This is a genomic window from Streptomyces sp. Ncost-T10-10d (assembly GCF_900091955.1).
Taxonomy (GTDB): domain Bacteria; phylum Actinomycetota; class Actinomycetes; order Streptomycetales; family Streptomycetaceae; genus Streptomyces.
In genome coordinates this window covers 146,936-167,750 of the sequence record NZ_FMDF01000145.1, presented here as the reverse complement: position 1 = coordinate 167,750, position 20,815 = coordinate 146,936, and the positions used below count along the sequence as shown (strand labels likewise).

The 20,815-nt window shown below is 70.5% G+C and carries 20 protein-coding genes, 1 other RNA gene and 1 pseudogene; 11 read left to right on the top strand and 11 right to left on the bottom strand.

Annotated features, from left to right (window positions below; genetic code table 11):
- The first annotated feature begins 42 nt into the window (after positions 1 to 42).
- Positions 43 to 984: a 3-oxoacyl-ACP reductase gene (locus GA0115254_RS25815; RefSeq protein ID WP_093897669.1), complete on the top strand. Its 942-nt coding sequence runs from the start codon at positions 43 to 45 to the stop codon at positions 982 to 984.
- A gap of 375 nt (positions 985 to 1,359) precedes the next feature.
- On the opposite strand, the gene GA0115254_RS25810 is transcribed toward GA0115254_RS25815, so the two are convergent.
- Positions 1,360 to 2,697 carry a hypothetical protein gene (locus GA0115254_RS25810; RefSeq protein WP_093897668.1) on the bottom strand — a complete coding sequence of 446 codons (1,338 nt, stop codon included), beginning with the start codon at positions 2,695 to 2,697 and terminating at the stop codon, positions 1,360 to 1,362.
- Positions 2,698 to 2,894: 197 nt separating this feature from the next.
- On the opposite strand from GA0115254_RS25810, the gene GA0115254_RS25805 reads away from it, so the two are divergent.
- From GA0115254_RS25805 to GA0115254_RS25790, 4 genes are all read left to right on the top strand, one after another.
- Positions 2,895 to 3,938: an ABC transporter substrate-binding protein gene (locus tag GA0115254_RS25805; protein ID WP_093897667.1), complete on the top strand. Its 1,044-nt coding sequence runs from the start codon at positions 2,895 to 2,897 to the stop codon at positions 3,936 to 3,938.
- Positions 3,939 to 4,092: 154 nt separating this feature from the next.
- Positions 4,093 to 4,935 carry a Nif3-like dinuclear metal center hexameric protein gene (locus tag GA0115254_RS25800; RefSeq protein WP_093897666.1) on the top strand — a complete coding sequence of 281 codons (843 nt, stop codon included), beginning with the start codon at positions 4,093 to 4,095 and terminating at the stop codon, positions 4,933 to 4,935.
- Positions 4,932 to 5,675, top strand: a complete 744-nt coding sequence (locus GA0115254_RS25795; protein ID WP_218105580.1) for a zinc ribbon domain-containing protein — start codon at positions 4,932 to 4,934, stop codon at positions 5,673 to 5,675. The genes GA0115254_RS25800 and GA0115254_RS25795 overlap by 4 nt, the downstream gene beginning before the upstream one ends.
- Positions 5,675 to 6,973, top strand: coding sequence for a bifunctional RNase H/acid phosphatase (locus GA0115254_RS25790; RefSeq protein WP_093897664.1), 1,299 nt, complete (start codon positions 5,675 to 5,677; stop codon positions 6,971 to 6,973). Before GA0115254_RS25795 ends, GA0115254_RS25790 begins: the two co-directional genes overlap by 1 nt.
- 120 nt (positions 6,974 to 7,093) lie before the next feature.
- On the opposite strand, the gene eda is transcribed toward GA0115254_RS25790, so the two are convergent.
- Together eda and yaaA are read right to left on the bottom strand one after the other, a co-directional pair.
- The gene (gene eda / locus GA0115254_RS25785; protein WP_093897663.1) at positions 7,094 to 7,714 is read right to left on the bottom strand and encodes a bifunctional 4-hydroxy-2-oxoglutarate aldolase/2-dehydro-3-deoxy-phosphogluconate aldolase; all 621 of its coding nucleotides are present in this window, start codon (positions 7,712 to 7,714) and stop codon (positions 7,094 to 7,096) included.
- A 74-nt stretch (positions 7,715 to 7,788) separates the two neighbouring features.
- Entirely contained in the window at positions 7,789 to 8,589 is an 801-nt protein-coding gene (gene yaaA / locus GA0115254_RS25780) for a peroxide stress protein YaaA (protein ID WP_093897662.1), read from the bottom strand.
- A 230-nt stretch (positions 8,590 to 8,819) separates the two neighbouring features.
- On the opposite strand from yaaA, the gene GA0115254_RS25775 reads away from it, so the two are divergent.
- Positions 8,820 to 10,262 carry an RNB domain-containing ribonuclease gene (locus tag GA0115254_RS25775; protein ID WP_256102768.1) on the top strand — a complete coding sequence of 481 codons (1,443 nt, stop codon included), beginning with the start codon at positions 8,820 to 8,822 and terminating at the stop codon, positions 10,260 to 10,262.
- Here GA0115254_RS25775 and GA0115254_RS25770 read toward each other — a convergent pair.
- Both GA0115254_RS25770 and GA0115254_RS25765 read right to left on the bottom strand, forming a co-directional pair.
- On the bottom strand, positions 10,207 to 11,070 hold the full coding sequence (locus GA0115254_RS25770) for a hypothetical protein (RefSeq protein ID WP_093897661.1): 864 nt from the start codon (positions 11,068 to 11,070) through the stop codon (positions 10,207 to 10,209). The genes GA0115254_RS25775 and GA0115254_RS25770 overlap by 56 nt on opposite strands.
- The gene (locus GA0115254_RS25765; RefSeq protein ID WP_093897660.1) at positions 11,067 to 11,807 is read right to left on the bottom strand and encodes a MerR family transcriptional regulator; all 741 of its coding nucleotides are present in this window, start codon (positions 11,805 to 11,807) and stop codon (positions 11,067 to 11,069) included. The genes GA0115254_RS25770 and GA0115254_RS25765 overlap by 4 nt, the downstream gene beginning before the upstream one ends.
- Positions 11,808 to 11,986: 179 nt before the next feature.
- On the opposite strand from GA0115254_RS25765, the gene GA0115254_RS25760 reads away from it, so the two are divergent.
- Positions 11,987 to 12,556, top strand: coding sequence for a Uma2 family endonuclease (locus tag GA0115254_RS25760; RefSeq protein WP_093897737.1), 570 nt, complete (start codon positions 11,987 to 11,989; stop codon positions 12,554 to 12,556).
- 52 nt (positions 12,557 to 12,608) lie between these two features.
- An RNA gene (gene rnpB / locus GA0115254_RS25755) (RNase P RNA component class A) lies at positions 12,609 to 13,010 on the top strand.
- A gap of 290 nt (positions 13,011 to 13,300) precedes the next feature.
- Here rnpB and GA0115254_RS25750 read toward each other — a convergent pair.
- The 3 genes and pseudogenes from GA0115254_RS25750 to GA0115254_RS46445 form a co-directional block, all read right to left on the bottom strand.
- Entirely contained in the window at positions 13,301 to 13,672 is a 372-nt protein-coding gene (locus GA0115254_RS25750; protein WP_093897659.1) for a toxin-antitoxin system YwqK family antitoxin, read from the bottom strand.
- Positions 13,672 to 15,231, bottom strand: a complete 1,560-nt coding sequence (locus GA0115254_RS25745) for a hypothetical protein (protein ID WP_093897658.1) — start codon at positions 15,229 to 15,231, stop codon at positions 13,672 to 13,674. Before GA0115254_RS25745 ends, GA0115254_RS25750 begins: the two co-directional genes overlap by 1 nt.
- Positions 15,218 to 15,484 (bottom strand): annotated as a pseudogene (locus GA0115254_RS46445) (hypothetical protein); the annotation flags it as partial. The pseudogene GA0115254_RS46445 and the gene GA0115254_RS25745, both read right to left, overlap by 14 nt.
- Positions 15,485 to 15,663: 179 nt before the next feature.
- Between GA0115254_RS46445 and GA0115254_RS25735 the strand changes: the two are divergent.
- Positions 15,664 to 16,560: a metallophosphoesterase family protein gene (locus GA0115254_RS25735; RefSeq protein ID WP_093897657.1), complete on the top strand. Its 897-nt coding sequence runs from the start codon at positions 15,664 to 15,666 to the stop codon at positions 16,558 to 16,560.
- Here the strand turns inward: GA0115254_RS25735 and GA0115254_RS25730 are convergent.
- From GA0115254_RS25730 to GA0115254_RS25720, 3 genes are all read right to left on the bottom strand, one after another.
- A complete protein-coding gene (locus GA0115254_RS25730) occupies positions 16,538 to 16,843 on the bottom strand; it encodes a VOC family protein (RefSeq protein WP_370740942.1) in 306 nt (101 codons plus the stop codon). The two genes, GA0115254_RS25735 and GA0115254_RS25730, sit on opposite strands and share 23 nt — an antisense overlap.
- A gap of 141 nt (positions 16,844 to 16,984) precedes the next feature.
- Positions 16,985 to 17,887 (bottom strand): glycosyltransferase family 2 protein, encoded by a 903-nt coding sequence (locus GA0115254_RS25725; protein ID WP_093897655.1) that lies wholly within the window; start codon positions 17,885 to 17,887, stop codon positions 16,985 to 16,987.
- Positions 17,888 to 18,009: 122 nt separating this feature from the next.
- On the bottom strand, positions 18,010 to 18,672 hold the full coding sequence (locus tag GA0115254_RS25720) for a ScbR family autoregulator-binding transcription factor (RefSeq protein WP_093897654.1): 663 nt from the start codon (positions 18,670 to 18,672) through the stop codon (positions 18,010 to 18,012).
- A gap of 133 nt (positions 18,673 to 18,805) precedes the next feature.
- On the opposite strand from GA0115254_RS25720, the gene GA0115254_RS25715 reads away from it, so the two are divergent.
- Together GA0115254_RS25715 and GA0115254_RS25710 are read left to right on the top strand one after the other, a co-directional pair.
- Positions 18,806 to 19,858 carry a ScbA/BarX family gamma-butyrolactone biosynthesis protein gene (locus tag GA0115254_RS25715; RefSeq protein WP_093897653.1) on the top strand — a complete coding sequence of 351 codons (1,053 nt, stop codon included), beginning with the start codon at positions 18,806 to 18,808 and terminating at the stop codon, positions 19,856 to 19,858.
- Positions 19,855 to 20,796 carry an NAD-dependent epimerase/dehydratase family protein gene (locus GA0115254_RS25710; protein ID WP_093897652.1) on the top strand — a complete coding sequence of 314 codons (942 nt, stop codon included), beginning with the start codon at positions 19,855 to 19,857 and terminating at the stop codon, positions 20,794 to 20,796. The genes GA0115254_RS25715 and GA0115254_RS25710 overlap by 4 nt, the downstream gene beginning before the upstream one ends.
- The last annotated feature ends 19 nt before the right edge of the window (positions 20,797 to 20,815 follow it).

Below are 20,815 nucleotides of genomic sequence, written 5' to 3'. Positions count from 1 at the left end.
TGCTCCCACCCTGCTCCCACCTGAGAGGAATGCGAGATTCCGATGTCACTTCCCCTGGAGGGCATGTCCGCGATCGTCACGGGCGCAGGCCGCGGCCTCGGACGTGCCGAAGCACTGGAACTGGCGCGGCTCGGCGCGTCCGTCGTCGTCAACGACTACGGGCAGCCGGGCCGCGACGGCTCCGGCGAGGCGTCCGCGGCCCCCGCCGAGGAGGTCGCCGAGGAGATCCGGGCGGCGGGCGGCCGGGCGGTCGCACACCTCGGCGACGTCTCCGACCACGAGCAGGCCCGCGCCCTGGTGGAGCTGGCCGTCGACACATACGGAAAGCTCGACATCCTGGTCAACAACGCGGGCATCCTGCGCGACCGGATGGTCTTCTCGATGACCGAGGACGAGTGGGACTCCGTCATCAGGGTCCACCTCAAGGGCCACTTCAACACCACACACTTCGCCGCATCCCACTGGCGCGCCCGCTCCAAGGAGTCCGGCGGCCCGGTCTACGGCCGGATCGTCAACACTTCGTCGGAGGCTTTCCTGGCCGGTTCGGCGGGTCAGCCGAACTACGCGGCGGCCAAGGGCGGCATCGTCGGCCTCACCACCTCCACGGCCCTGGCCCTGGCCAAGTACGGCGTCACCGCCAACGCCATCTGCCCGCGGGCCCGCACCCGGATGACCGAGGACGTCTTCGCGGGCTTCCAGGAACCGACGGACGGCCGGCTCGACGCGCTCGCCCCCGAGCATGTCTCTCCACTGGTCGGCTATCTGGCCTCCCCGGCGGCCGCCAAGGTCAACGGGCAACTGCTCGTCGTGCACGGCGGGATGGTCGCGATCGTCGAACGTCCCAGGGTGGCGGCGAAGTTCGACTCGTCGAAGGAGACGTTCTCCTTCGACGAGCTGGACGAGCTGATTTCCCCGTACTACGAGGACCGACCGACGGGCGAGACCTTCGCCGCGGCGGAGGTGCTCGGTCTCAAACGGGGCTGACCGCAACGGAAACGGGTGGGGCCCCGGCAGCGATCGGCTGCCGGGGCCCCACCCGTCCCTCGTTGATGTTCCGCGCGGTCAGGCCGCCCTGCTGTCCCCCTCGGAGGGGCGGCGGTGGCGGCCGTGCGGCTGTGCTGACGCGTCGTCCGTCGACACACCCCCTCGGTGCTTTCCGGAGCCGCCGGCTTCGCCCCGTTCCGCGTCCGCCCCCGGCGGACGCGTCTGGGTCGTGTCGGTTCGGGCTTCAGACATGTGGGAAGTCACCCCGTTGTGATCGCTTACGTGTGTGTCACCAGGGCTGATCACGCCACCGCAACATGGCACGGTCACCATCGACGACCGTCGCACACGGCTGCGCAGCCCAGGCCCAGGATTTTAACCAGGCACCATGCGCCCCATGAGAGGCGCCTGCCCCAGTGGAATCGGCTTGCACATCGGAAGAGGCGCAGCGGCGGCGGACGGTTGCATACCGCTTTCCGCGCCCACCTCCGCCGCCGGTCCCGTGCCGCGTTCCCCGTCCACCGGTGCCTCCAGCAGTGCCACCCCGCACGCCACGTTCTCGTTGGCGTACGGAAGTCTGAGTGCGCCGTCCCGGGTCCACACCCCGCGACCGGCCTGCCACCCCTCGGGGACGGCGAGTTGATGCAGCCGGCGCCCCGCCGGGCGCCACACCCCGAGCCAGCTGCCGGCCGCCGCGTCGATCCGCAGGGCCACCGCGCAGCTCTCCGGCATCAGCATCTGCCCCGGCTGTACAGCGAACGGTGTCACCGCCAGATCCGCCGGGCGCAGGCACTCCGGGAAACGCACCGGCAGACAGCTGCCCAGCACCCCCCACCCGAGCCGGTCGTGCCCCGGCGCGTTCGAGCGGATGAGCAGCAGCCCGCTGTCCGCGTCGGCGAGCAGCAGCCGGTCGTTGCTCTCCGGTGCGATCTGCAGCAGCGGTGTCACCTCGCCGCCCCGCTCCAGGTCCACGGCGACCGCCTTGACCGGCCCGCCGCCCGGCATCTCCCGGTCCAGGGCCAGCATCCGCCCCGCCCGGTCCAGCCAGACCCCGCCGGTGCAGCGCCCCGGCACCTCCGCGACCAGCTCGGGCCCGAAGGTGCCGCCCGCCACCAGCCAGAGGGCGGTGGAGCGCGCACCGACCGACAGGGCGTACGCGCTCGCACCGTCCGGTGACGGCGGCAGCAGGGACAGATCCGCGCATCCGATGGTGCCGAGCGGCAGTTCACCGGTGCCGGGGCCGGTCGGATAGAGCAGCGAGAACGCATTCCGGTCCGCGATCCGTCGCCGGATCAGTACCCGTCCGTCGGCCAGCGGCAGCACCTGGGAGTCCGGCTCCTCCGGCTGATCGAGGGGGAGCGGCACGGCGTACGGCTCGTGCCCGTCGAGCGTCCAGCGCTCCACGCACCACGCCTGCGCGGTGTCGCCGGACGCCTCCGCGGCGACGTTGCGGAGGGTGAGCCGGGCCGCGTACGAACCGTCCGCGGCGATCGTGAGCGCGGACGGGGCGAGGGCCGCCCCGGCGGGCACGCCCGATTCACCCGGCGCACCGCCCTGCTCGGGCACGCCGTCCCCGCCGCCCGCTCCGTCCTTGCCGGGCACGCCGAACCCGGCCGGCTCCCCGGGTGCGTCCGGCTCGTCGTCCTCCAGGACCGCATCCCCGGCGGCCTCGGCCGCCCCCGCGGTCTCGTTCTCCATGGCACAGGCAGTCATGGACTGGTCACCTCCGGCAACCGAAGCTAGTTTTCGTACTTCCTGCCGGACAACACGAGACCCACCGCTTCACACATAAGGGTGGCGCTGCCCGGATTCGCCTGAGGGCGAGGGGGTGCCTGTGCTCGGCGTGAGGCGGGTGAGTAAGGTAAGGCATCCCTAAGCGATCTCTGTGTGACCTTGAACTGGAGCAAGTGATGTCCCTTCGTCGCCGCGGTACTGCCGCAGTCGGCCTGGCAGTGGCTGCCGCCCTCTCCCTCTCGGCCTGCGGGAGCGACGACGGAGGCTCGGGCGGCTCGGCCAAGTCCGAGGGCGGCGGTGACAAGAAGGCGGCCGTCGCGACGGGTGGCAAGGACTTCGCCGACGCCGCGAAGAAGACGGCGGAGTACGGCACCGACGCCAAGGCCGGCCAGTTCCCCCGGACCCTCACCCACGCCATGGGCAAGACGGAGATCAAGTCCGCCCCCAAGCGCGTCGTCGTGCTGGACGTCGGCGAGTTCGACAATGTCGTCTCGCTGGGTGTGAAGCCGGTCGGCTACGCACCCAGCGAGGGCGACGCGGCCATCCCCTCGTACCTGAAGAAGGACGCGGGCAACCCGAAGAACGTGGGCACGATCAACAACCTCAACCTTGAGGCGATCGCCGGCCTGAAGCCCGACCTGATCCTCGGCAGCCAGCTTCGCGCCGCCGACAAGTACGACGCGCTCTCCAAGATCGCGCCGACCGTGTTCTCCATCCGCCCGGGCTTCACCTGGAAGGAGAACTACCTCCTCAACGCCGCGGCGCTGGACAAGACGGCCAAGGCGAAGAGCGAGCTCGGCGCCTACGAGGCGAAGGCGAAGAAGCTCGGCGAGGACATCGGCCCGGACAAGCCGACCATCTCCATGGTCCGCTACCTGCCGGACCGGATCCGCCTCTACGCCAAGGCGTCCTTCATCGGCACCATCCTCGACGACGCCGGTCTGCCGCGGCCGAAGAACCAGCAGATCAACGACCTCGCCGCGGAGATCAGCCCGGAGAAGATCGACGAGGCCGACGCCGACTGGATCTTCACCGGCGTCTACGGCGACGTGAAGGCCACCAAGCGCGACACCGCCCAGTCCAACCCGCTGTGGAAGAACCTCAAGGCGGTCAAGGACGGCCGGGCCAAGGACGTCTCCGACGAGACCTGGTACCTCGGCCTCGGTGTCACGGCCGCGAACCTGGTCCTCGACGACCTCCGCGCCGACCTCGTGAAGTAACGATTCCCTGGGTCCTGTCGCCGGACTGCCGCCCGACGCGCGGCGTCCGGGCGACGACGGCGGTCCGGCGACAGGACCCAGCAGGCTGTGGCCCGTCCCTACGGGTCGCCGAAGCCATGGGTGACGGGGCACGGAGGGCAGGTAGCCTTTCCTTGTGCCCCGTCTGTCTGAAGTCCTCGCCGAGCTCGACGCTCTCTGGCCGCCCGAGCGGGCCGAAGGCTGGGACGCGGTCGGCACCGTCTGCGGAGACCCCGCATCGCAGGTCGACCGTGTGCTCTTCGCCGTCGACCCCGTCCAGGAGATCGTCGACGAGGCACTCGGGCTCGGCGCCCAGCTGATCGTCACCCACCACCCGCTCTATCTGCGGGGTACGACGACGGTCGCGGCCGACACCTTCAAGGGCCGGGTCGTGCACACCCTCATCAAGCACGACGTCGCACTGCACGTCGCCCACACCAACGCCGACACCGCCGATCCGGGCGTCTCCGACGCCCTCGCCGGTGCGCTCGATCTGCGTGTCGAGGGACCCCTGGTCCCGGACCCGGCCGACCCCAAGGGTCGTCGCGGCCTCGGCCGGATCTGTGTGCTCGACCACCCCGAGAGCCTGGCCGACTTCGCCGCCCGCGCCGCGGCCCGACTGCCCGCCACCGCGCAGGGCATCCGGCTCGCGGGCGACCCGACGGCGACGGTGCGCTCCGTCGCGGTCAGCGGCGGCTCCGGCGACAGCCTCTTCGACGCGGTGCGCGCTGCCGGTGTCGATGCCTTCCTCACCGCCGACCTGCGCCACCACCCGGCCTCCGAAGCCATCCAGCACTCCCCGCTCGGCCTGGTCGACGCCGCACACTGGGCCACCGAATGGCCCTGGTGCGAGCAGGCCGCGGCGCAGCTCGACGCGATTTCCGACCGCCACGGATGGGGCCTGCGGGTCCATGTCTCGAAGCAGGTCACCGACCCCTGGACCACCACCACCCACCACTCTTCTGGAGCCCCCAACTGAACGCCGCGCCCGCCGACCAGATCCGACTCCTCGACGTCCAGGCCCTCGACGTACGCCTGTCGCAGCTTGCGCACCGGCGCAAGTCGCTGCCCGAGCACACCGAGATCGAGTCGCTCACCAGCGACCTCGCGCAACTGCGTGACCTGCTGGTCGCCTCGCAGACCGAGGAGAGCGACACCGCCCGCGAGCAGACCAAGGCGGAGCAGGACGTCGACCAGGTGCGCCAGCGCGCCGCTCGCGACCAGCAGCGCCTCGGCTCGGGTGCGGTCACCTCGCCCAAGGACCTGGAGAGCCTCCAGCGTGAGATCACCTCGCTCGCCAAGCGCCAGGGCGACCTGGAGGACGTCGTCCTCGAAGTGATGGAGCGCCGCGAGTCCGCCCAGGAGCGCGTGACCGAGCTGTCCGACCGGGTCTCCGCCGTCCAGGCCAAGGCCGACGACGCGACCGCCCGCCGTGACGCCGCGACCAAGGAGCTCGACGAGGAGACCGCGACCGTCACCAAGGAGCGCGAGCTCGTCGCCGGGTCCGTCCCCGCGGACCTGCTGAAGCTGTACGACAAGCTCCGCGTCCAGCAGGGCGGGGTCGGCGCAGCCCGCCTCTACCAGCGCCGCTGCGAGGGCTGCCGTCTCGAACTGAACATCACCGAGGTCAACGACGTGAAGGCGGCCTCCCCGGACACCGTCCTGCGCTGCGAGAACTGCCGCCGCATCCTGGTCCGTACGGCGGAGTCGGGCCTGTAATGACCCAGCCGCGCCAGTTCGTCATCGAGGCCGACGGCGGTTCCCGGGGCAACCCCGGGCCTGCCGGTTACGGTGCGGTCGTCATCGACCCGGTGACGGGGGAGACCCTTGCCGAGGCCGCCGAGTACATCGGCGTCGCGACGAACAACGTCGCCGAGTACAAGGGCCTCATCGCGGGTCTGAAGGCGGCGAAGGCGCTGGTGCCGGATGCCTCGGCGGACGGTGCGCTCCAGGTGCGGGTCCGGATGGACTCCAAGCTGGTCGTGGAACAGATGTCGGGCCGTTGGAAGATCAAGCACCCCGACATGAAGCCGCTCGCGGCGGAGGCCGCCAGGATTCTGCCGGCCGCCGCCGTGACGTACGAGTGGATCCCGCGCGAGAAGAACAAGCACGCGGACCGGCTCGCCAACGAGGCGATGGACGCGGGCAAGCGGGGCAAGCAGTGGGAGCCGTCGTCGTCGACAGCCGCACTCGACATCCCCCGGCCCTCGACGACCGCCGGCCTGCCGCCCGTCTCCGGCCCGCCCGGTGACGCGGCAGCGGGCGCGGCCAGGGCCCGCGCGGCCCTGTCCTCCCGGCCGGGAGCGGCGACAGGCACGGCGCCGGCAGTCGCCCCCACGCCTACGGCATCGCCCACCGCACCCCAGGTGGGCTGGGCCGCGGCGCCCGATCTCGGGGCGCCCGCCACCTTCGTACTGCTCCGGCACGGCGAGACGGCCCTCACCCCCGAGAAGCGGTTCTCGGGCAGCGGCGGCAGCGATCCCGAACTCTCGGCGACCGGCCGCCACCAGGCCGAACGCATCGCCCAGTCGCTGGCCGCCCGCGGCACGATCGAGGAGGTCGTCAGCTCCCCGCTGCGCCGCTGCCGCGAAACAGCGGCCGTAGTGGCGGCCCGGCTCGGCCTGGAGGTCCGGATCGAGGACGGCCTGCGCGAGACGGACTTCGGTGCCTGGGAGGGCCTGACGTTCGCCGAGGTGCGTGAGCGGTACGGCCCCGACCTGGACGCCTGGCTCGCCTCCGCGAAGGCGGCCCCCACCGGGGGCGGCGAGAGCTTCGCCGAGGTCGCCCGCCGCGTCGCGGCCACCCGGGACCGCCTCACCGCCCGCTACGCGGGCCGCACAGTGCTCCTGGTCACCCATGTGACGCCGATCAAGACCCTGGTCCGGCTGGCGCTGGGCGCCCCGCCCGAAGCCATGTTCCGTATGGAACTCTCGGCGGCCTCGGTCTCCGCGGTGGCGTACTACTCGGACGGGAACGTGTCACTCAGGCTGCTGAACGACACATCGCACCTGCGGTAGGGAACGGGCCCCCGTGTGAGCGTGCGGCGCCCCTGCCGCTTCCCCGGGTGGCGGGGTGGCCCGCACCCCGGTCGGCACCCACCGGAGCCTCGGTTCCGGCAAGCGGCGGGCAGGGGGAAATCAGCCGCGCAGCGCCGCCGCCTCGCTCGCCAGCCGCTCCACCCGCGCCCAGTCCTTCGCCGCCACCGCGTCCGCCGGGACCATCCAACTGCCGCCCACGCAGCCGACGTTGCGCAGCCCCAGATAGGACGGTGCGGAGGCGAGCGAGATGCCGCCCGTGGGGCAGAACCGGGCCTGCGGCAGCGGCGAGGAGAGTGCCTTCAGATACGCTGTGCCGCCCGCCGCCTCGGCCGGGAAGAACTTCATCTCGGTGACCCCGCGCTCCAGCAGCGCGACCACCTCGGACGTCGTCGAGACGCCCGGCAGGAACGGCACCCCCGACGCCTTCATCGCGTCCAGCAGTGTGTCCGTCCAGCCGGGGCTGACCAGGAACCGGGCCCCCGCGGCGACGGTGTCGGAGACGTTCTGCACGGAGATCACCGTGCCGGCCCCGACCACCGCGTCCGGCACCTCGGCCGCGATGGCCTTGATCGCGTCCAGCGCCGCGGCGGTGCGCAGCGTCACCTCGATGGCCGGGAGCCCGCCCGCGACCAGGGCCCGGGCGAGCGGCACCGCGTCGGCGGCGTCCTCCAGGACGACAACGGGGACGACGGGGGCAAGGTCCAGCACAGAGGAGGTCATGGGCTCATCTTGCCGCGCCCACCGCACACTACGCAACGAGCGTTGCACATGCTGCAACGAGATGACTGTGCGGTTCAGTGAATCTCGGTCACCACGACATCGAGCGACCACGGCCGACCGGCCCGCGCGGGGGCCTCTGCCTCCACCACGTACCCGAGCTCCCGCAATGTCTCCACCAGCTCCGCGGGCCCCTTCGGCCGCGCGTCCGCCAGCAGCAGATCGCGGACCATCCGCCCCTTCGTCGCCTTGTTGAAGTGGCTGACCACGGAGCGCTTCTCGACCCCGTTCACCATCTGCGAGTGCAGCACCCGCACGCTCGCCGTGCGCCCGGCCACCTCGCCCTTCGGCCTCCAGGCCGCGGTGTACGCGGAGGACCGCAGGTCCAGGACGAGCCCGTCCCCGGCCGCCTCCGGCATGACCTCCGCCATCGGGTCACGCCAGTGCGCCCCGAGCGCGCCCAGCCCCGGCAGCTTCACCCCCATCGAGCATCGGTACGAAGGAATCCGGTCGCCCACCCGCACGGCGCCCCAGAGCCCGGAGAAGACCAGCAACGACTTTCCGGCCCGCCGCTTGGCCGCCGTGTCCAGAGAGGCCAGATCCAGGGCGTCGTACAGCACCCCCGTGTAGATCTCCCCGGCCGGACGCGTCCCCACCGTCCGCAGCTCGACGTTCTTCGCGATCTCGCCGCGCAGCCCCTCGCTCAGCCCGAGCACCTCGCGGGCCTTCTCCTCGTCCGCCGCACACAGCTCGACCAGCTCGTCGACGACCGCGGCCCGCGCCGCAGCCAGCCCCGGCAGCGACAGCGACTCCGGCTTCAGGGGTGTTCCGCGCCCCGACGCGGCCTTTCCTTCGGAGGGCGGCAACAGCACGAGCACGGCGTTTCTCCTTCGTACGTACGCACAGGTGAACGGGCTCAGAAGGCCCTGGGTCCCGTCGTCGAACTGCCGTCTGCCGTGCGACGACGGCAGACGGCAGTTCGACGACAGGACCCGGCACCAGCGTACGGGGACTCCGGCATCGCACTGGGGCCCGTCCGGCGGATCAGGGCCGGGCAGGCACTCGCCGCCGGGATGCCGCCCGGCCCGCCCCGCCATACGCTCGGTCCATGCCCCGCCGCCATCTCCATATGACCGGGTCGGCCGATACCCCGCTGAGGGCGGCCCTGTGCAAGCTGCGCACCGAGCTCGAACTGCCCGGCAGCTTCCCGCCCGGCGTCCTCGCCGAGGCGTCGCAGGCGGCGGGGGCCCCGGCGGTGTCGGCCCACAAGGACGCGACGGACCTGCCGCTCTTCACCATCGACCCGCCCACATCCACCGACCTCGACCAGGCCATGCACCTCGAACGCCGTCGCCACGGCTTCCGTGTGCACTACGCCATCGCCGATGTCGCCGCCTTCGTACGCCCCGGCGGCGCACTCGACACCGAGGCCCATCGCCGGGTGACGACCCTCTACTTCCCCGACGGCAAGGTGCCGCTCCACCCCACCCTGCTCTCCGAGGGCGCCGCCAGCCTCCTCCCCGGACAGACCCGCCCCGCCCTCCTCTGGCAGATCGACCTGGACTCCGAGGGCAGCGCCGTCACCACCTCGGTGCGCCGGGCCCTCGTCCGCAGCCGGGCCAAGCTCGACTACGCGGGCGTCCAGCGGCAGATCGACACCGGCACCGCCGAGGAGCCCCTGGCGCTGCTCCAGGACATCGGACGGCTCCGCGAGGAGCAGGAGGTCGCCCGGGGCGGGATCTCCCTCAACGTGCCGGAGCAGGAGATCGTCGAGCGCGATGGCACGTACGGCCTGGAATACCGTGCCCCCCTGCCCGCCGACGGCTGGAACGCCCAGATCTCCCTCCTGACCGGCATGGCCGCCGCCCATCTCATGGCGGAGACCGGTACCGGCATCCTGCGGACCCTGCCGGTGGCACCCGACGGCGCCGTGGCCCGGCTCCGGCGCTCGGCCGAGGCGCTGCACATCGACTGGCCGCACCATGTCCCGTACGCCCAGGTCGTCCGTTCCCTCGACCCGGGGAGGGCCAACCACGCCGCTTTCCTCCAGGAGTGCACCACCCTGCTGCGCGGCGCCGGCTACACCGTCTTCGAACACGGCGAACTCCCCACCCCCGCCGTTCACGCCGCCGTCGCCGACCTCTACACGCACTGCACCGCCCCGCTGCGCCGCCTCGTCGACCGGTACGCGGCCGAGCTGTGCCTCGCCGCAGTCGCGGAACAGGACCCGCCCGAGTGGGTCCTCACCGCGCTGCCCCGACTGCCGAAGGAGATGGCGGACGGAACCGGACGAGCCAACACGGTGGAGCGCGAGTGTGTCGACGTGGTCGAGGCAGCGCTGCTCAAGGACCGGATCGGCGAGGTCTTCGACGCCTACGTGGTCGACGTGAAGGAGCAGGAGCCCACCACGGGCACCGTCCACATCGACGACCCGGCCGTCGTCGCCCGGGTCGAGGGCGGAACGGCGAAGCTACCGCTGGGGGAGCGGCTCCGGGTCAGGCTCGCCCAGGCGGATCCTGGCTCGGCGAAGGTCCTCTTCGCCCCCGCGTGAGCGCGGCCACGGCGGCACCCGGATCATCCGCATGGAACCGCACTGTCCGCGCCCACCCCCGCTTCCCGAGCGGCCGCACGAACGCCACCGGAGAGACCAGCTCCACGGTCACCGTCGTCTGACCGCCCACGACGAGGTCGAGCACCCCGTCCGCCCCCGGCCGCACCGGCCCGCCCTCGGGATAACGCCGCTCGACCCGCGCACCGGCGACCGCCCCGGCGGGAACCCGCAGGTCGAACAGCCCGCCGTAGCGAAGCCGCAGCGCTCCGTCGGCGTCCACCACATGCGGCCGGGTCACACACGCGGCATGGAGGGCGAGCACCAGGACCACCCCGTACACATCGAGCACGAGCAGAACCCCGTGCACGACCGGCCACGGGATCAGCAGCGCCAGCATCACCGTCTCGACCAGAGCGACGAAGACCAGGCCGTACATCATGGCCGTCTGCGGCCCGGTGTACGGGACGGCAACGGCCCCCTCCGGCACGCCATGACGCCGCCGCAGCACCCACAGCCCGAGACTGCGCAGGGCGCGCACCTCGTGCGCGACGAGACGGCGCACCTTCTCGGGCACGACGGTGCGGAGCGCCGCACCCAACGCCTCCCGCCGCCCGGCACCCGCGCGCCGGCCCACGAGCCAGAGCCGCCACAGGACCACGCCCTCGAACCCGAGCGCGGCGACCACCAGGGCCTCGGCACCGAGCAGAACCGCACCCGGTATCCGGACCCCCGCCAGCAGGCAGCCGCCCAGACCCAATTCGACAGCCGGCGCAGCCCCCACGGCATACCGCGCAATCCGCACGCTCATCCTGTTCCCCTCTCCGCCACGCGTGCCGTCAGGGCCGCCATCACCCGGCGCACCACCTCGGCCTGTGCGGGCGCGTAGTCGTCGAGCAGGGCCTGACCGACCCCCGTCAGGACCGGCCCGCCGGGGATGGCCGCCAGCACCTCGTCCGGCACGGCGGCGGCCAGATCGGCGGCGAGCGGGACGATCCGCGGATCGTCCAGCGGCGCCGCGGCCAGTGCGTCCAGCCGCTCGTACAGCGCGTGCACGGCCGGGTCCTCGGCCAGGGGCCGCAGCGCGGCGTAGACCTCACTGCCGACACCCGTCGTGTCCAGCAGCACCAGGTGCTCGCGATCCTTGGCAGCCATCGGGGAATCGGTGGCCGGAGCCGCGCCCAGCAGCTCGGCCAGCGCGGGCGACACGGGCTCCTCGGCGCTCACCGGCCCGTCCAGCAACCGGGCCAGCCGACGCCGCTGCTCCCGGATCTCGTTCTCCTGCCGGGCCAGATCGGCATCCAACTCGACGAGCACTTCGACGAGTTCGCGCCCGGCGTCATCGGCGAGGACGTCCCGTACCTCGTCCAGACCGAGCCCGAGCTCGGTGAGCCGCCGGATCCGGGCCAGCACCACGGCGTCGCGCACGCTGTAGGCGCGGTAGCCGTTGGCCCGGCGCCCGGGCTCGGGAAGCAGTCCGATGTGGTGGTAGTGCCGGATCGCCCGCGAGGTGACCCCGACGAGCGCGGCGATCTCTCCGATGCGCATGAGTCCAGTAGAAACGTTGACGCAACGGCAGGGTCAAGTGCTCACCGCACCCGTCCGCATCTGACAACTTCGCGCCCTCCTGTGCCACGATCGAAGGAAGTGATCCCATCTCACGGACGGCTGATCCACTGATGTCCCAGTCTGGCGAGCGACCGAGGAAGGGGCGTGACATGACTGCCATGCCGCACGAACCGCTCACGCAGGCGGACGTCCTGCTGGAGGGCTTCCTGGCGCTGGATACGCCGGAGGGCTTCCGGGCCGAGCTGATCGAGGGGGAGATTGTCGTGACGCCGCCGCCGGACGGGGACCACGAGGACTACATCAGCCTGATTCTGGAGCAAGTGATCACCCGCTCTCGCACCAAGATGCAGTTTTCCGGGAACAAGGGACTCAAGCTGAAGAGCGGCTGCCGCTGCCCCAGGAACCACGTCATTCCCGACGGCACCTTCGCCCCCACCGAACTGCGTCTGTACCGGGGAGCGGACCCCTGGATGCCGTGCGAGGGGGTGGCCCTCGTCGTCGAGGTCACCTCGTCCAAGCCTCGGGCCGACCGCACGGACAAGCGTCACTGCTACGCCCGCGGACCCGTCCCGCTCTATCTCCTGGTCGACCGTGAGCAGTCTTCGGTGACGCTGTTCAGCGACCCGGAGGGGGACGACTACCGTCAGCACTGCACGATCCCGTTCGGCAAGCCGCTTTCCCTTCCCGCTCCGTTCGCCTTCGACCTGGAGACCGAGGCGTTCATCTGAGCGCCCCGTCCGGCGGCTCCCGCCAGGCGGGTAGCATGGTCGGCACGGCAGACGAGCCGGGCGGACGGCCGCGTGGGGATCCTCGGATCCCCCCGAGGAACGTCCGGGCTCCACAGGGCAGGGTGATGGCTAACGGCCACCCGGGGTGACCCGCGGGACAGTGCCACAGAAAACAGACCGCCGGGGACTTCGGTCCTCGGTAAGGGTGAAACGGTGGTGTAAGAGACCACCAGCGCCTGAGGTGACTCAGGCGGCTAGGTAAACCCCACCCGGAGCAAGGTCAAGAGGGGTCGTCGCGAGACGGCCCTGCGCGAATGTTCGAGGGCTGCCCGCCCGAGTTCGCGGGTAGACCGCACGAGGCCGGCAGCAATGCCGGTCCTAGATGGATGGCCGTCTCCCCGGCCGCCGCGAGGCGACCGGGCGACAGAACCCGGCGTACAGCCCGACTCGTCTGCCGCTTCACCGGCGCCCTGTCTGCCGTCATGCTCATGCTGACTGGCCAGGCTGCGGGCATGAGTGACGTGTACGCCGTGGACCTCGCCCTGGACCTCCTGGCCTCCGTACCGAGTGCCGTGCTCGCCGATCTGCGGTGGCATCTCGGCATCGAGGACACGGCGGATGACATGACAGACGAGATCGGTGCTGACCGATCGGCAGTCGGCGCAGTCCTTCAGGAGACGCCGAACTGCCCTTCCGTATGGAGTGGTCCGGCAGTCGACGTCACCTTCGATGCTGTCGCAGAACTCAGTCCTCGCTCTTGCGCCAGTCCTTCGTGGGCCGGCCTTCTTCGTCCCATCGGCGGTCCGCCAGCATGGTCAGACCGTCGTCGGCGAACACCACCTCGGCAGCGAGCGTGCCGTTGGGGTGCCACTCCCTGGACACCCCTACCGGGCGCCCCTCGCGGGCCGTTGCCTCGGACCGGAGCGTGCCGTCCTTGTACCACTCACGGCTGGGACCGTGCTGCACTCCGGCCAGGTAGGAATCCAGGCTGACAACAGCATCCCCCAGACGCTCCTCGACCTCACCGGTGAAAAGTTCTCCCCGGTACAACAGGCGCTGTCCCTGATCCATATCGACCTCGGGGTCGTCGATGTCGATTCGTGTCACGTCGGCCATCAGGGAATCCAATTGTCGTTGGTCGGCGGGTTGCCGGTGAACCTGCCCTGCAAGCTGTCCACGCCATCCAGCATAATGTTGCAGTTTGCGCAGAAAGCCGCGGGGCGCCCGGGGAGTTCGGTCTTCATGTGCGGCAGGTACGGGAACTCGACCGATGCACGGAGCTCGGAGAGCGCCGCCTCGCCGTCGGGGAGCCCCAACTTCTTCCGCTCCCAAAGCAGTTCGTTGGCGGCCTTGACCTCGGCATGTCCGAGTGGGTGATCCGGCGCCGGTGCGGAGTCTGCGATCGACTCGTATCGTGCGGCAATGGTCGGGTGGACGCGGTCGGCAGGGATGATGTTGTCGAACTTCCCGTTGATTCCCTCGAAGACCATCCCCGTTCGCAGGTCCATGACCGATCCGACACAGGCACCCACCTGTTTCCTGGGGAAGGTGCCGAGTTCCTTGGCTTCCTTGTATGCGGCGCCGCGCTGGAAGGAAAGGTCCTTGAGGAAATGCTCGAAATTGCGACCGTCGACATGGGTGATCAGACCGTCCGCATCTCGTGTCAGGCGGCTTTCCGGCAGCTGGCCGAGGAACTTGTTGCCCGGACCAGGGGGCGGAAGCGGTTCATCCCCGATCCGGACCGGGTCCGCAGCACGCCGAGCGGCGTCGTCGGCGAGTGAACCTCCGGGCTCTCGAATGTCCCTCTCGCTGTGGTGCGTGCCGTCGTCCGCGTGGTCGTGGGGAGACGTTCCCTCGGGGTCGTGTCCGCCCGGGCCGGGATCGTGGCTGTCGCCGTTGCCGTGATGTGCGCCGTCGTCGGACCCGTGGTGCGGCGCGCGCTCGTCCGCTCCGTGGTGTACGCCGTCGTCGGCATGACTGTTGGGGCCGTGGTCGCTGTGGTGGGCCGGCGTCGGGTCGTGCGGTCCACCGGGACCGCCGCCGTGTCCTCCGGTGTGATGGGTGGGCGGTTCATGTCCGGCGGTGGGGCCGTGGCCGAGGTCGTCGGCGTGAGTGCCGGGTACGTGGTTGGTGCCGCCGCTGGGGAGGTTGTCGCCGGCGTGGCCGGTGGGCATGTTGTCGCCGAGGCTGCTGCCGGGGAGGTTGTCGCCGGTGTGGGCGGTGGGGCCGTTGAGGTCGTCTCCGATACGGCCGACGTCTCCGAGGTCGTTGCCGAGGCTGTCGCCCAGGTGGATGGGGGTGCCTGCGTTGTCGCCGATGTGGGCGGCGTTGTCGGCAGTGTGCGCGCCGACGCCGGCCAGGACCGGTTCCCTGTCGGGCGAGCCGATGTGCGGGGTGTCCGCGCCCGTGTCCGGGTGGATGTCCGGGGAGCCCTCGGGCCGGGCGTCTTCTGCCTTCTGGAGGACGTTGCCGTTCTCGTCGAGGAGGTTGTACTCGCTGTCGAAGTAGCGTGCCGGTTCACCAGGGCCGGTGGGCAGCTTCGTGGTGCCCTCGGGCAGGACGGGGGCACCGTCGGGGAACTTGACGTTGCCGTCGGGGAGTTTGACCCCGCCCTCGGGGATGGCCGCGCCTTCGGGGAGGTGGACGGTGCCGTCGGGGAGCCCTCTCCTGATCACCCGAGCTGAACGCCGCCTCCATCCCCGACTGACCACCCAGGAGAGCCGACAGCGAACCGTTCAACGCCGCCGTGATCTCGTCCGACCGCCCCTTGAACGAATCGAACGCCGCACGCCCCGCACCGTTGAACTTCCCCTCCAACGGCGCCGCGGCCTGCACCAGCTGACGAATCAACGTCCCCAGATCCGTACTCGACCCACGCGACTTCGACGACAGCGTCGAAAGAACCTGCGCCCCCATGTCGAACTTCATCCAGTCCCCCTGCCAAGCCGATCGAATCGTCTACGGGTTCATGCGTATCAACTCCGGGATCGCGGATGCAATCGCAAGGAACTCCTGTGACACACGCGTGACAGCCGGACGGGGTGTGATGTGCCGGGCCACATCATGGGAGACGATCTCGTTCGGTCCGTCCTCGGGAAAGGTTCTCCATGTCCGATCGCGCCTACGGAAACCGCGGTTCTCTGCTCGCGGTGAGCGACCTTCACGTCGGGATGGCGGACAATCGCCCCATCGTCGAGTCCCTGAGGCCGGATTCGGACGAGGACTGGGTCATCGTCGCTGGCGATGTCGCGGAGAAGGTCGAGGACGTGGAGTGGGCGCTGCGGCTGCTCGCCGGCCGGTACGCCCGGGTGATCTGGACCCCCGGGAACCATGAGCTGTGGACGACCAAGCACGACCCGGTCCAACTGCGGGGACGGGAACGGTACGAGCATCTGGTCGAGCTGTGCCGGAGCCTCGGGGTGTCCACTCCGGAGGACCCGTATCCGCTGTGGCCCGGCCCCGAAGGGCCGGTGGCCGTCGCACCCGTGTTCCTGCTGTACGACTACAGCTTCCGGGCACCGGGCACGACGACCAAGGAGGAGTCCCTGGCGTACGCGCACGAGACGGGGGTGGTGTGCACCGACGAGTTCCTGCTGCACCCGGACCCGTACCCGAGCCGTGACGCCTGGTGCCGGGCGCGAGTGGTGGAGACCGAGCGGCGTCTCACCGCGCACGATCCGGGGATTCCGCTGGTCATCGCCGGTCACTGGCCCCTGGTCCGCGAACCGATGGCCGTCCTGAGGTATCCCGAGTTCGCCCAGTGGTGCGGCACGGAACTCACCGCCGACTGGCACCGGCGCTTCCATGTGGCGGCCATGGTCTACGGCCATCTGCACATCCCCCGTACGACCTGGTACGACGGGGTGCGCTTCGAGGAGGTCTCCATCGGATACCCGAGGGAATGGCGCAAGCGGGGCCACCCCAAGGGGCTCCTGCGGCGGATCCTTCCGTACGACGACGGCGTCACCGGGCCGTCGCCGGTCAGCGATGGCCCAGCACGTTGATCACCCGGCCGTCGGGATCGCGGACGAAGAAGCGGCGTACGCCCCATTCCTCGTCGTGCAACGGGTACACGATCTCTGCGCCGCCTTCCTGCGTGGCGGTGTGGGCCGCGTCCACGTCCTCCACGTCCATGCTCATGTCCGGTGTGACCGGCGCGGTTGCGTCGGCCTCCACGATGCTGATCTGGGCCGAGGGGTGGGAAGGAGAGGCGAGCGTCATGATCCAGCCGTGGTTCATGACCTCCTGGAGGCCCAGCAAGCCGTAGAACTCCGCGTTCCGCTTCATCGCGGCGGCAACGGCGGTGGTGTTGGCATCCGGCTCGGCCCCGGGGCCGGTGCCGGTCCGGATGTTGGGGACGATCCTGCGGACGGACATCGGCAACTCCTGTCTCGGGACTGACGCTGTGCCACCCGGCCCCGTCGCGGATCAGATGACCGGGGGCCGTCCCAGTTTCGTCATCCGCCACACCGTGCGCCACCGCATGGGCTGTCGCCGCCCGCACGGTGTACGGAGCCCCTCGGCGAAGCCGCCGGCCCAGGCGCGCAACCCCGTCGCCGACCGGGTGCGGGCCACGGTCAGGAGGATCCAGGTGCCCAGGTAGGCCGGGACCAGGGGGAGGGGCAGATTACGGCGGGCCAGCCAGACCCGGTTGCGGGCCGTCATCCGGTAGTAGACGGAGTGCCTGGCAGGGGAGGTCTTGGGGTGCTGGAGCAGCAGATCGGGCTCGTACAGGATCTTCCAGCCTGCGTCGAGCGCCCGCCAGGACAGGTCCGTCTCCTCGTGGGTGAAGAAGAACTCCGCGGGCCAGGGTCCCGTCTGGGCGAGCATCTTCATGGAGAAGGCGTGGCCGCCGCCCAGGAACGCGGTGACCGGGCCGCGCCGCATCGGGTCGGCGGCGCGCAGGCGCGGGACGTGGCGGCGCTGGGTCTCGCCGTGTTCGTCGGCGATCCGGAAGCCGACGATGCCGAGCCGCGGGTCGGCGGCGTACAGCTCCTGGACCTTGCGGAACACCCCGTCGTCGACCAGGAGCCCGTCGTCGTCGAGCTCGATGACGACATCCACATCGCCGAACTCCGCCAGCTTGCGCAGAGCGACGTTACGGCCGCCGGGACAGCCCAGGTTCTCGTCGAGTTCGATCGCCGTCACACCGCCTGACAGGTCGGACAGACCGGGAAATGCGGTGAAGTCCGGGAGCGGTGAGCCGTTGCCCACGACGACGAGCCGGGCCGGCCGGACGTCCTGTCCGGCCACCGAGGCCAGCAGGGCCTCGACCTGCTGCGGGCGATCGCCCATGGTGACGATGGATACGGCGATGCGCGGTTGGGACACGGTCGGCACTCCTGGTCTCGCTGGGTGCCCGCGATCGTAGCCGCAACTCTTCGTCGCCCGATGTTCAGCCGATCGTCGCTGCCGTGTCATGCCCCGTGACTCCTCGGCAGGGGCTCCACCCGTCAGCCGGGTGCGCCGGCCTGGCTGGGGACTGATCCGAGGGTGCCGAACAGGCGCTCGCCCCGGTCCTCGGCCATGTCGAGCGTGGCCAGCACGGCAGGGGTCGAGATGCTCGGCAGTACGTAATGCAGAAGGACCGAGATCCGCCGCCCCAAGTCCTCCCGCTTGCACAGGGCTTGAGACATCACCTGAATGCCGGAGAAGGATCCCGCCAGCATTTCGGCGGTCTCGCGGGCGTCGACGTGCGGCAGGAGTTCACCCTGGTTCTTCGCGGCGGTCAGCAGATTTTCGAGCCGGTCTATCCAGGCACGGAACGGGGTGCCCCGGTCGAGGCCTTCCACCGCCTGATCCATGGCCAGCCCGACGCTGGCGCGTACCAGTGGCTCATGCAGGAGCCGGTGGGCGAGCAGCATGCCCTGATCGACCAATTCCTGAAGCTTCGTCAGCTGGGCGGGAAGTGGATCGCTGTCCAGCTGTACGTCCATCACCCCGAGTGCAAGGTCTTCCTTCGAGGTGAAATGGAAGTAGAGCGCTCCCTTTGTCACTCCGGCCCGCGCAAGAATTTCACTGATGGTGGCGCTGCTGTAACCGCGTTCGTCGAAGACGGCGGCGGCTGCCACCAGGATTGACCGTCGAGTCTGGATCGCGCGCGCCTGCTGTGCCATCAGCTACGAGTCTCTCTCAGTCGTGGCGTGGTCAGTGCCACTGGGATAAGGCTGGATAGGAAAACCGGACTGTCAGTATCTTACTGCGAGGGCGGCCCGCCCTCCCGGTATGGATCCTCTGGGAGGAAAATTCATGGTTCAGCTCACCTCGCACAGCGCATCGGTGCCCGTCAAGGACGGAGGTGCCGCAGAATTCATCGCAACCCCCAAAGGGGGCGAGGCGGCATCCTGGGGCAGACATGGGGAAGCGGACTTCCCGAGACACCTGGTCCACCGGTCCGACGCCGAGGACGTCTTTCCCACCGGCTGGACCCCGCAGACCGACACCCAGTTCTCGGTATCGGCCCGTTGGCCGCATACGCACCGCTTCTTCGCCCCCGTGTCGGGCCGTTACCAGGACCCACTGCTGATCGCGGAGACCATGCGGCAGACGACGATGCTCCTGGGACATGCGGCGTTCGACGTCCCGGTCGGGGACCAGTTCGTGATGTGGGAGCTCGCGTACGTCTCCGAGCCCGATCGGCTGCTCCTGGGCGAGGCGCCCTGGGACATCACGGTCGATGTGACCTGCTCCCGGATCCGGCGGCGCGGCCGGAGCATCGGCTCCATGCATGTCGAGCTGCTCCTGCACCGCCTCGGCACCGTCCTCGCCCGAGGCGGAGGACGTATCAGCTGCACCTCGGCCAGGGTGTACAACAGGCTGCGGGGCGACCGGCAGGAAGTGATCGGCGTCCCGATACCCCTCCTGCCCGCCGTCGCACCGGCCGAGGTGGGCAGGACCGATGTACGCGATGTCGTACTGGCGCCGGGTCCGCAGCGGAACGTCTGGCAGCTGCGGCTCGACACCGCACATCCGACATTGTTCGCCCGGCCCAACGACCATGTGCCGGGCATTCTGCTGCTGGAGGCGGCCCGCCAGGCGGCCGTCGCCGTCACCCCCGGTCATGACTTCCTCCCGGCATCGGTGAAGACCGACTTCCTCCGGTACGTGGAACTCGACCGGCCCTGCTGGATCGAGGCCCGTCCCGTCCCGGCCGGCGACCGCAGTACGACCGGGGTGCACGTGTCGGCGATCCAGGACGGCGAGCCGGTCTTCACCTGCACCCTCGGCTCCCCGAGCGGCCTGCACGGCACAGCGGGGAATCAGGGGAGCCGGGTGGGCGACCGGCAGAATGACCAGTCATGACACTGCGCATACTCATCACCGGCGCGACCGGTTTCATCGGCAGCCATGTGGTGGCCGCGGCCAGGGCCACTCCTGATGTCCGGCTGCGGCTGATGACCCACCGGACAGCTCTCACCGCATCGGCAACGGCAGGCGCCGGGCCAGGTATCGAGACGGTGTACGGGGACCTCGCCGACCCCGCAACGCTGCGCGGCAGCTGCGAGGGCATCGACGCGGTGATCCACTGCGCCTCACGGATCGGCGGCGACGAACCGACCGCCCGGTCCGTAAATGATCAAGGAACTCGTGCCCTGACCGAAGAGGCGGCCCGCTGCGGAGTCACCCGGATCGTCCACCTGAGCACGGCATCCGTCTACGGTCGGGGCCCGTTCACCCGGCTGCGGCCCGGACAGGCCGAGCCGGACCCCGCCTCGGCCACCAGCCTGACCCGCGCCGCCGCCGAACAGCATGTCCTGGCCGCCGGCGGCGTCGTCGTGCGCCCGCACATCGTGTACGGGGCCGGGGACCGATGGGCCGTGCCCGGCCTGGTCGCGCTCGTCCGGCAGCTCTCGGCCGGACTGACCGGGTGCGAGGCCCGGCACTCGATGATCGACGTACAGACGCTGGGGCGGGCGCTGCTGGGTGCGGCACTGTCGTCGAAGGAGCCGGCCGGGGTCTACCACGTCAACCACCCCGAACCGGTGAGTTGTTCGCAGCTGCTGTCCACAGTCGTCGACGAGCTGCGGCTGCCCTGGGGAGCCACCGGAATCGATGTGGACACGGCCCGCGAGCGGCTCGCCGACGTCCCGTACGCGCTGCACCACCTCGGCATGCTCGCCGTGGACCACTGGTTCACCGACGAACGGGTCGGCCAGGACTTCGACTGGGAGCCGGGCGAAGGGTTCGCGACCGCGTTCACCCGGCACGCGCCGTGGTATCGCCGGCACCTCAGCGGCTGACGGTGCCGCGGCGCCCCCT

Coding starts and splice junctions, on each gene's coding strand:
- GA0115254_RS25815 (WP_093897669.1), top strand. CDS start 43: ATGTCACTTCCCCTGGAGGGCATGTCCGCGATCGTCACGGGCGCAGGC.
- GA0115254_RS25810 (WP_093897668.1), bottom strand. CDS start 2,697: ATGACTGCCTGTGCCATGGAGAACGAGACCGCGGGGGCGGCCGAGGCC.
- GA0115254_RS25805 (WP_093897667.1), top strand. CDS start 2,895: ATGTCCCTTCGTCGCCGCGGTACTGCCGCAGTCGGCCTGGCAGTGGCT.
- GA0115254_RS25790 (WP_093897664.1), top strand. CDS start 5,675: ATGACCCAGCCGCGCCAGTTCGTCATCGAGGCCGACGGCGGTTCCCGG.
- eda (WP_093897663.1), bottom strand. CDS start 7,714: ATGACCTCCTCTGTGCTGGACCTTGCCCCCGTCGTCCCCGTTGTCGTC.
- GA0115254_RS25775 (WP_256102768.1), top strand. CDS start 8,820: ATGCCCCGCCGCCATCTCCATATGACCGGGTCGGCCGATACCCCGCTG.
- GA0115254_RS25770 (WP_093897661.1), bottom strand. CDS start 11,070: ATGAGCGTGCGGATTGCGCGGTATGCCGTGGGGGCTGCGCCGGCTGTC.
- GA0115254_RS25765 (WP_093897660.1), bottom strand. CDS start 11,807: ATGCGCATCGGAGAGATCGCCGCGCTCGTCGGGGTCACCTCGCGGGCG.
- GA0115254_RS25760 (WP_093897737.1), top strand. CDS start 11,987: ATGCCGCACGAACCGCTCACGCAGGCGGACGTCCTGCTGGAGGGCTTC.
- GA0115254_RS25750 (WP_093897659.1), bottom strand. CDS start 13,672: ATGGCCGACGTGACACGAATCGACATCGACGACCCCGAGGTCGATATG.
- GA0115254_RS25735 (WP_093897657.1), top strand. CDS start 15,664: ATGTCCGATCGCGCCTACGGAAACCGCGGTTCTCTGCTCGCGGTGAGC.
- GA0115254_RS25730 (WP_370740942.1), bottom strand. CDS start 16,843: ATGAAGCGGAACGCGGAGTTCTACGGCTTGCTGGGCCTCCAGGAGGTC.
- GA0115254_RS25720 (WP_093897654.1), bottom strand. CDS start 18,672: ATGGCACAGCAGGCGCGCGCGATCCAGACTCGACGGTCAATCCTGGTG.
- GA0115254_RS25715 (WP_093897653.1), top strand. CDS start 18,806: ATGGTTCAGCTCACCTCGCACAGCGCATCGGTGCCCGTCAAGGACGGA.
- GA0115254_RS25710 (WP_093897652.1), top strand. CDS start 19,855: ATGACACTGCGCATACTCATCACCGGCGCGACCGGTTTCATCGGCAGC.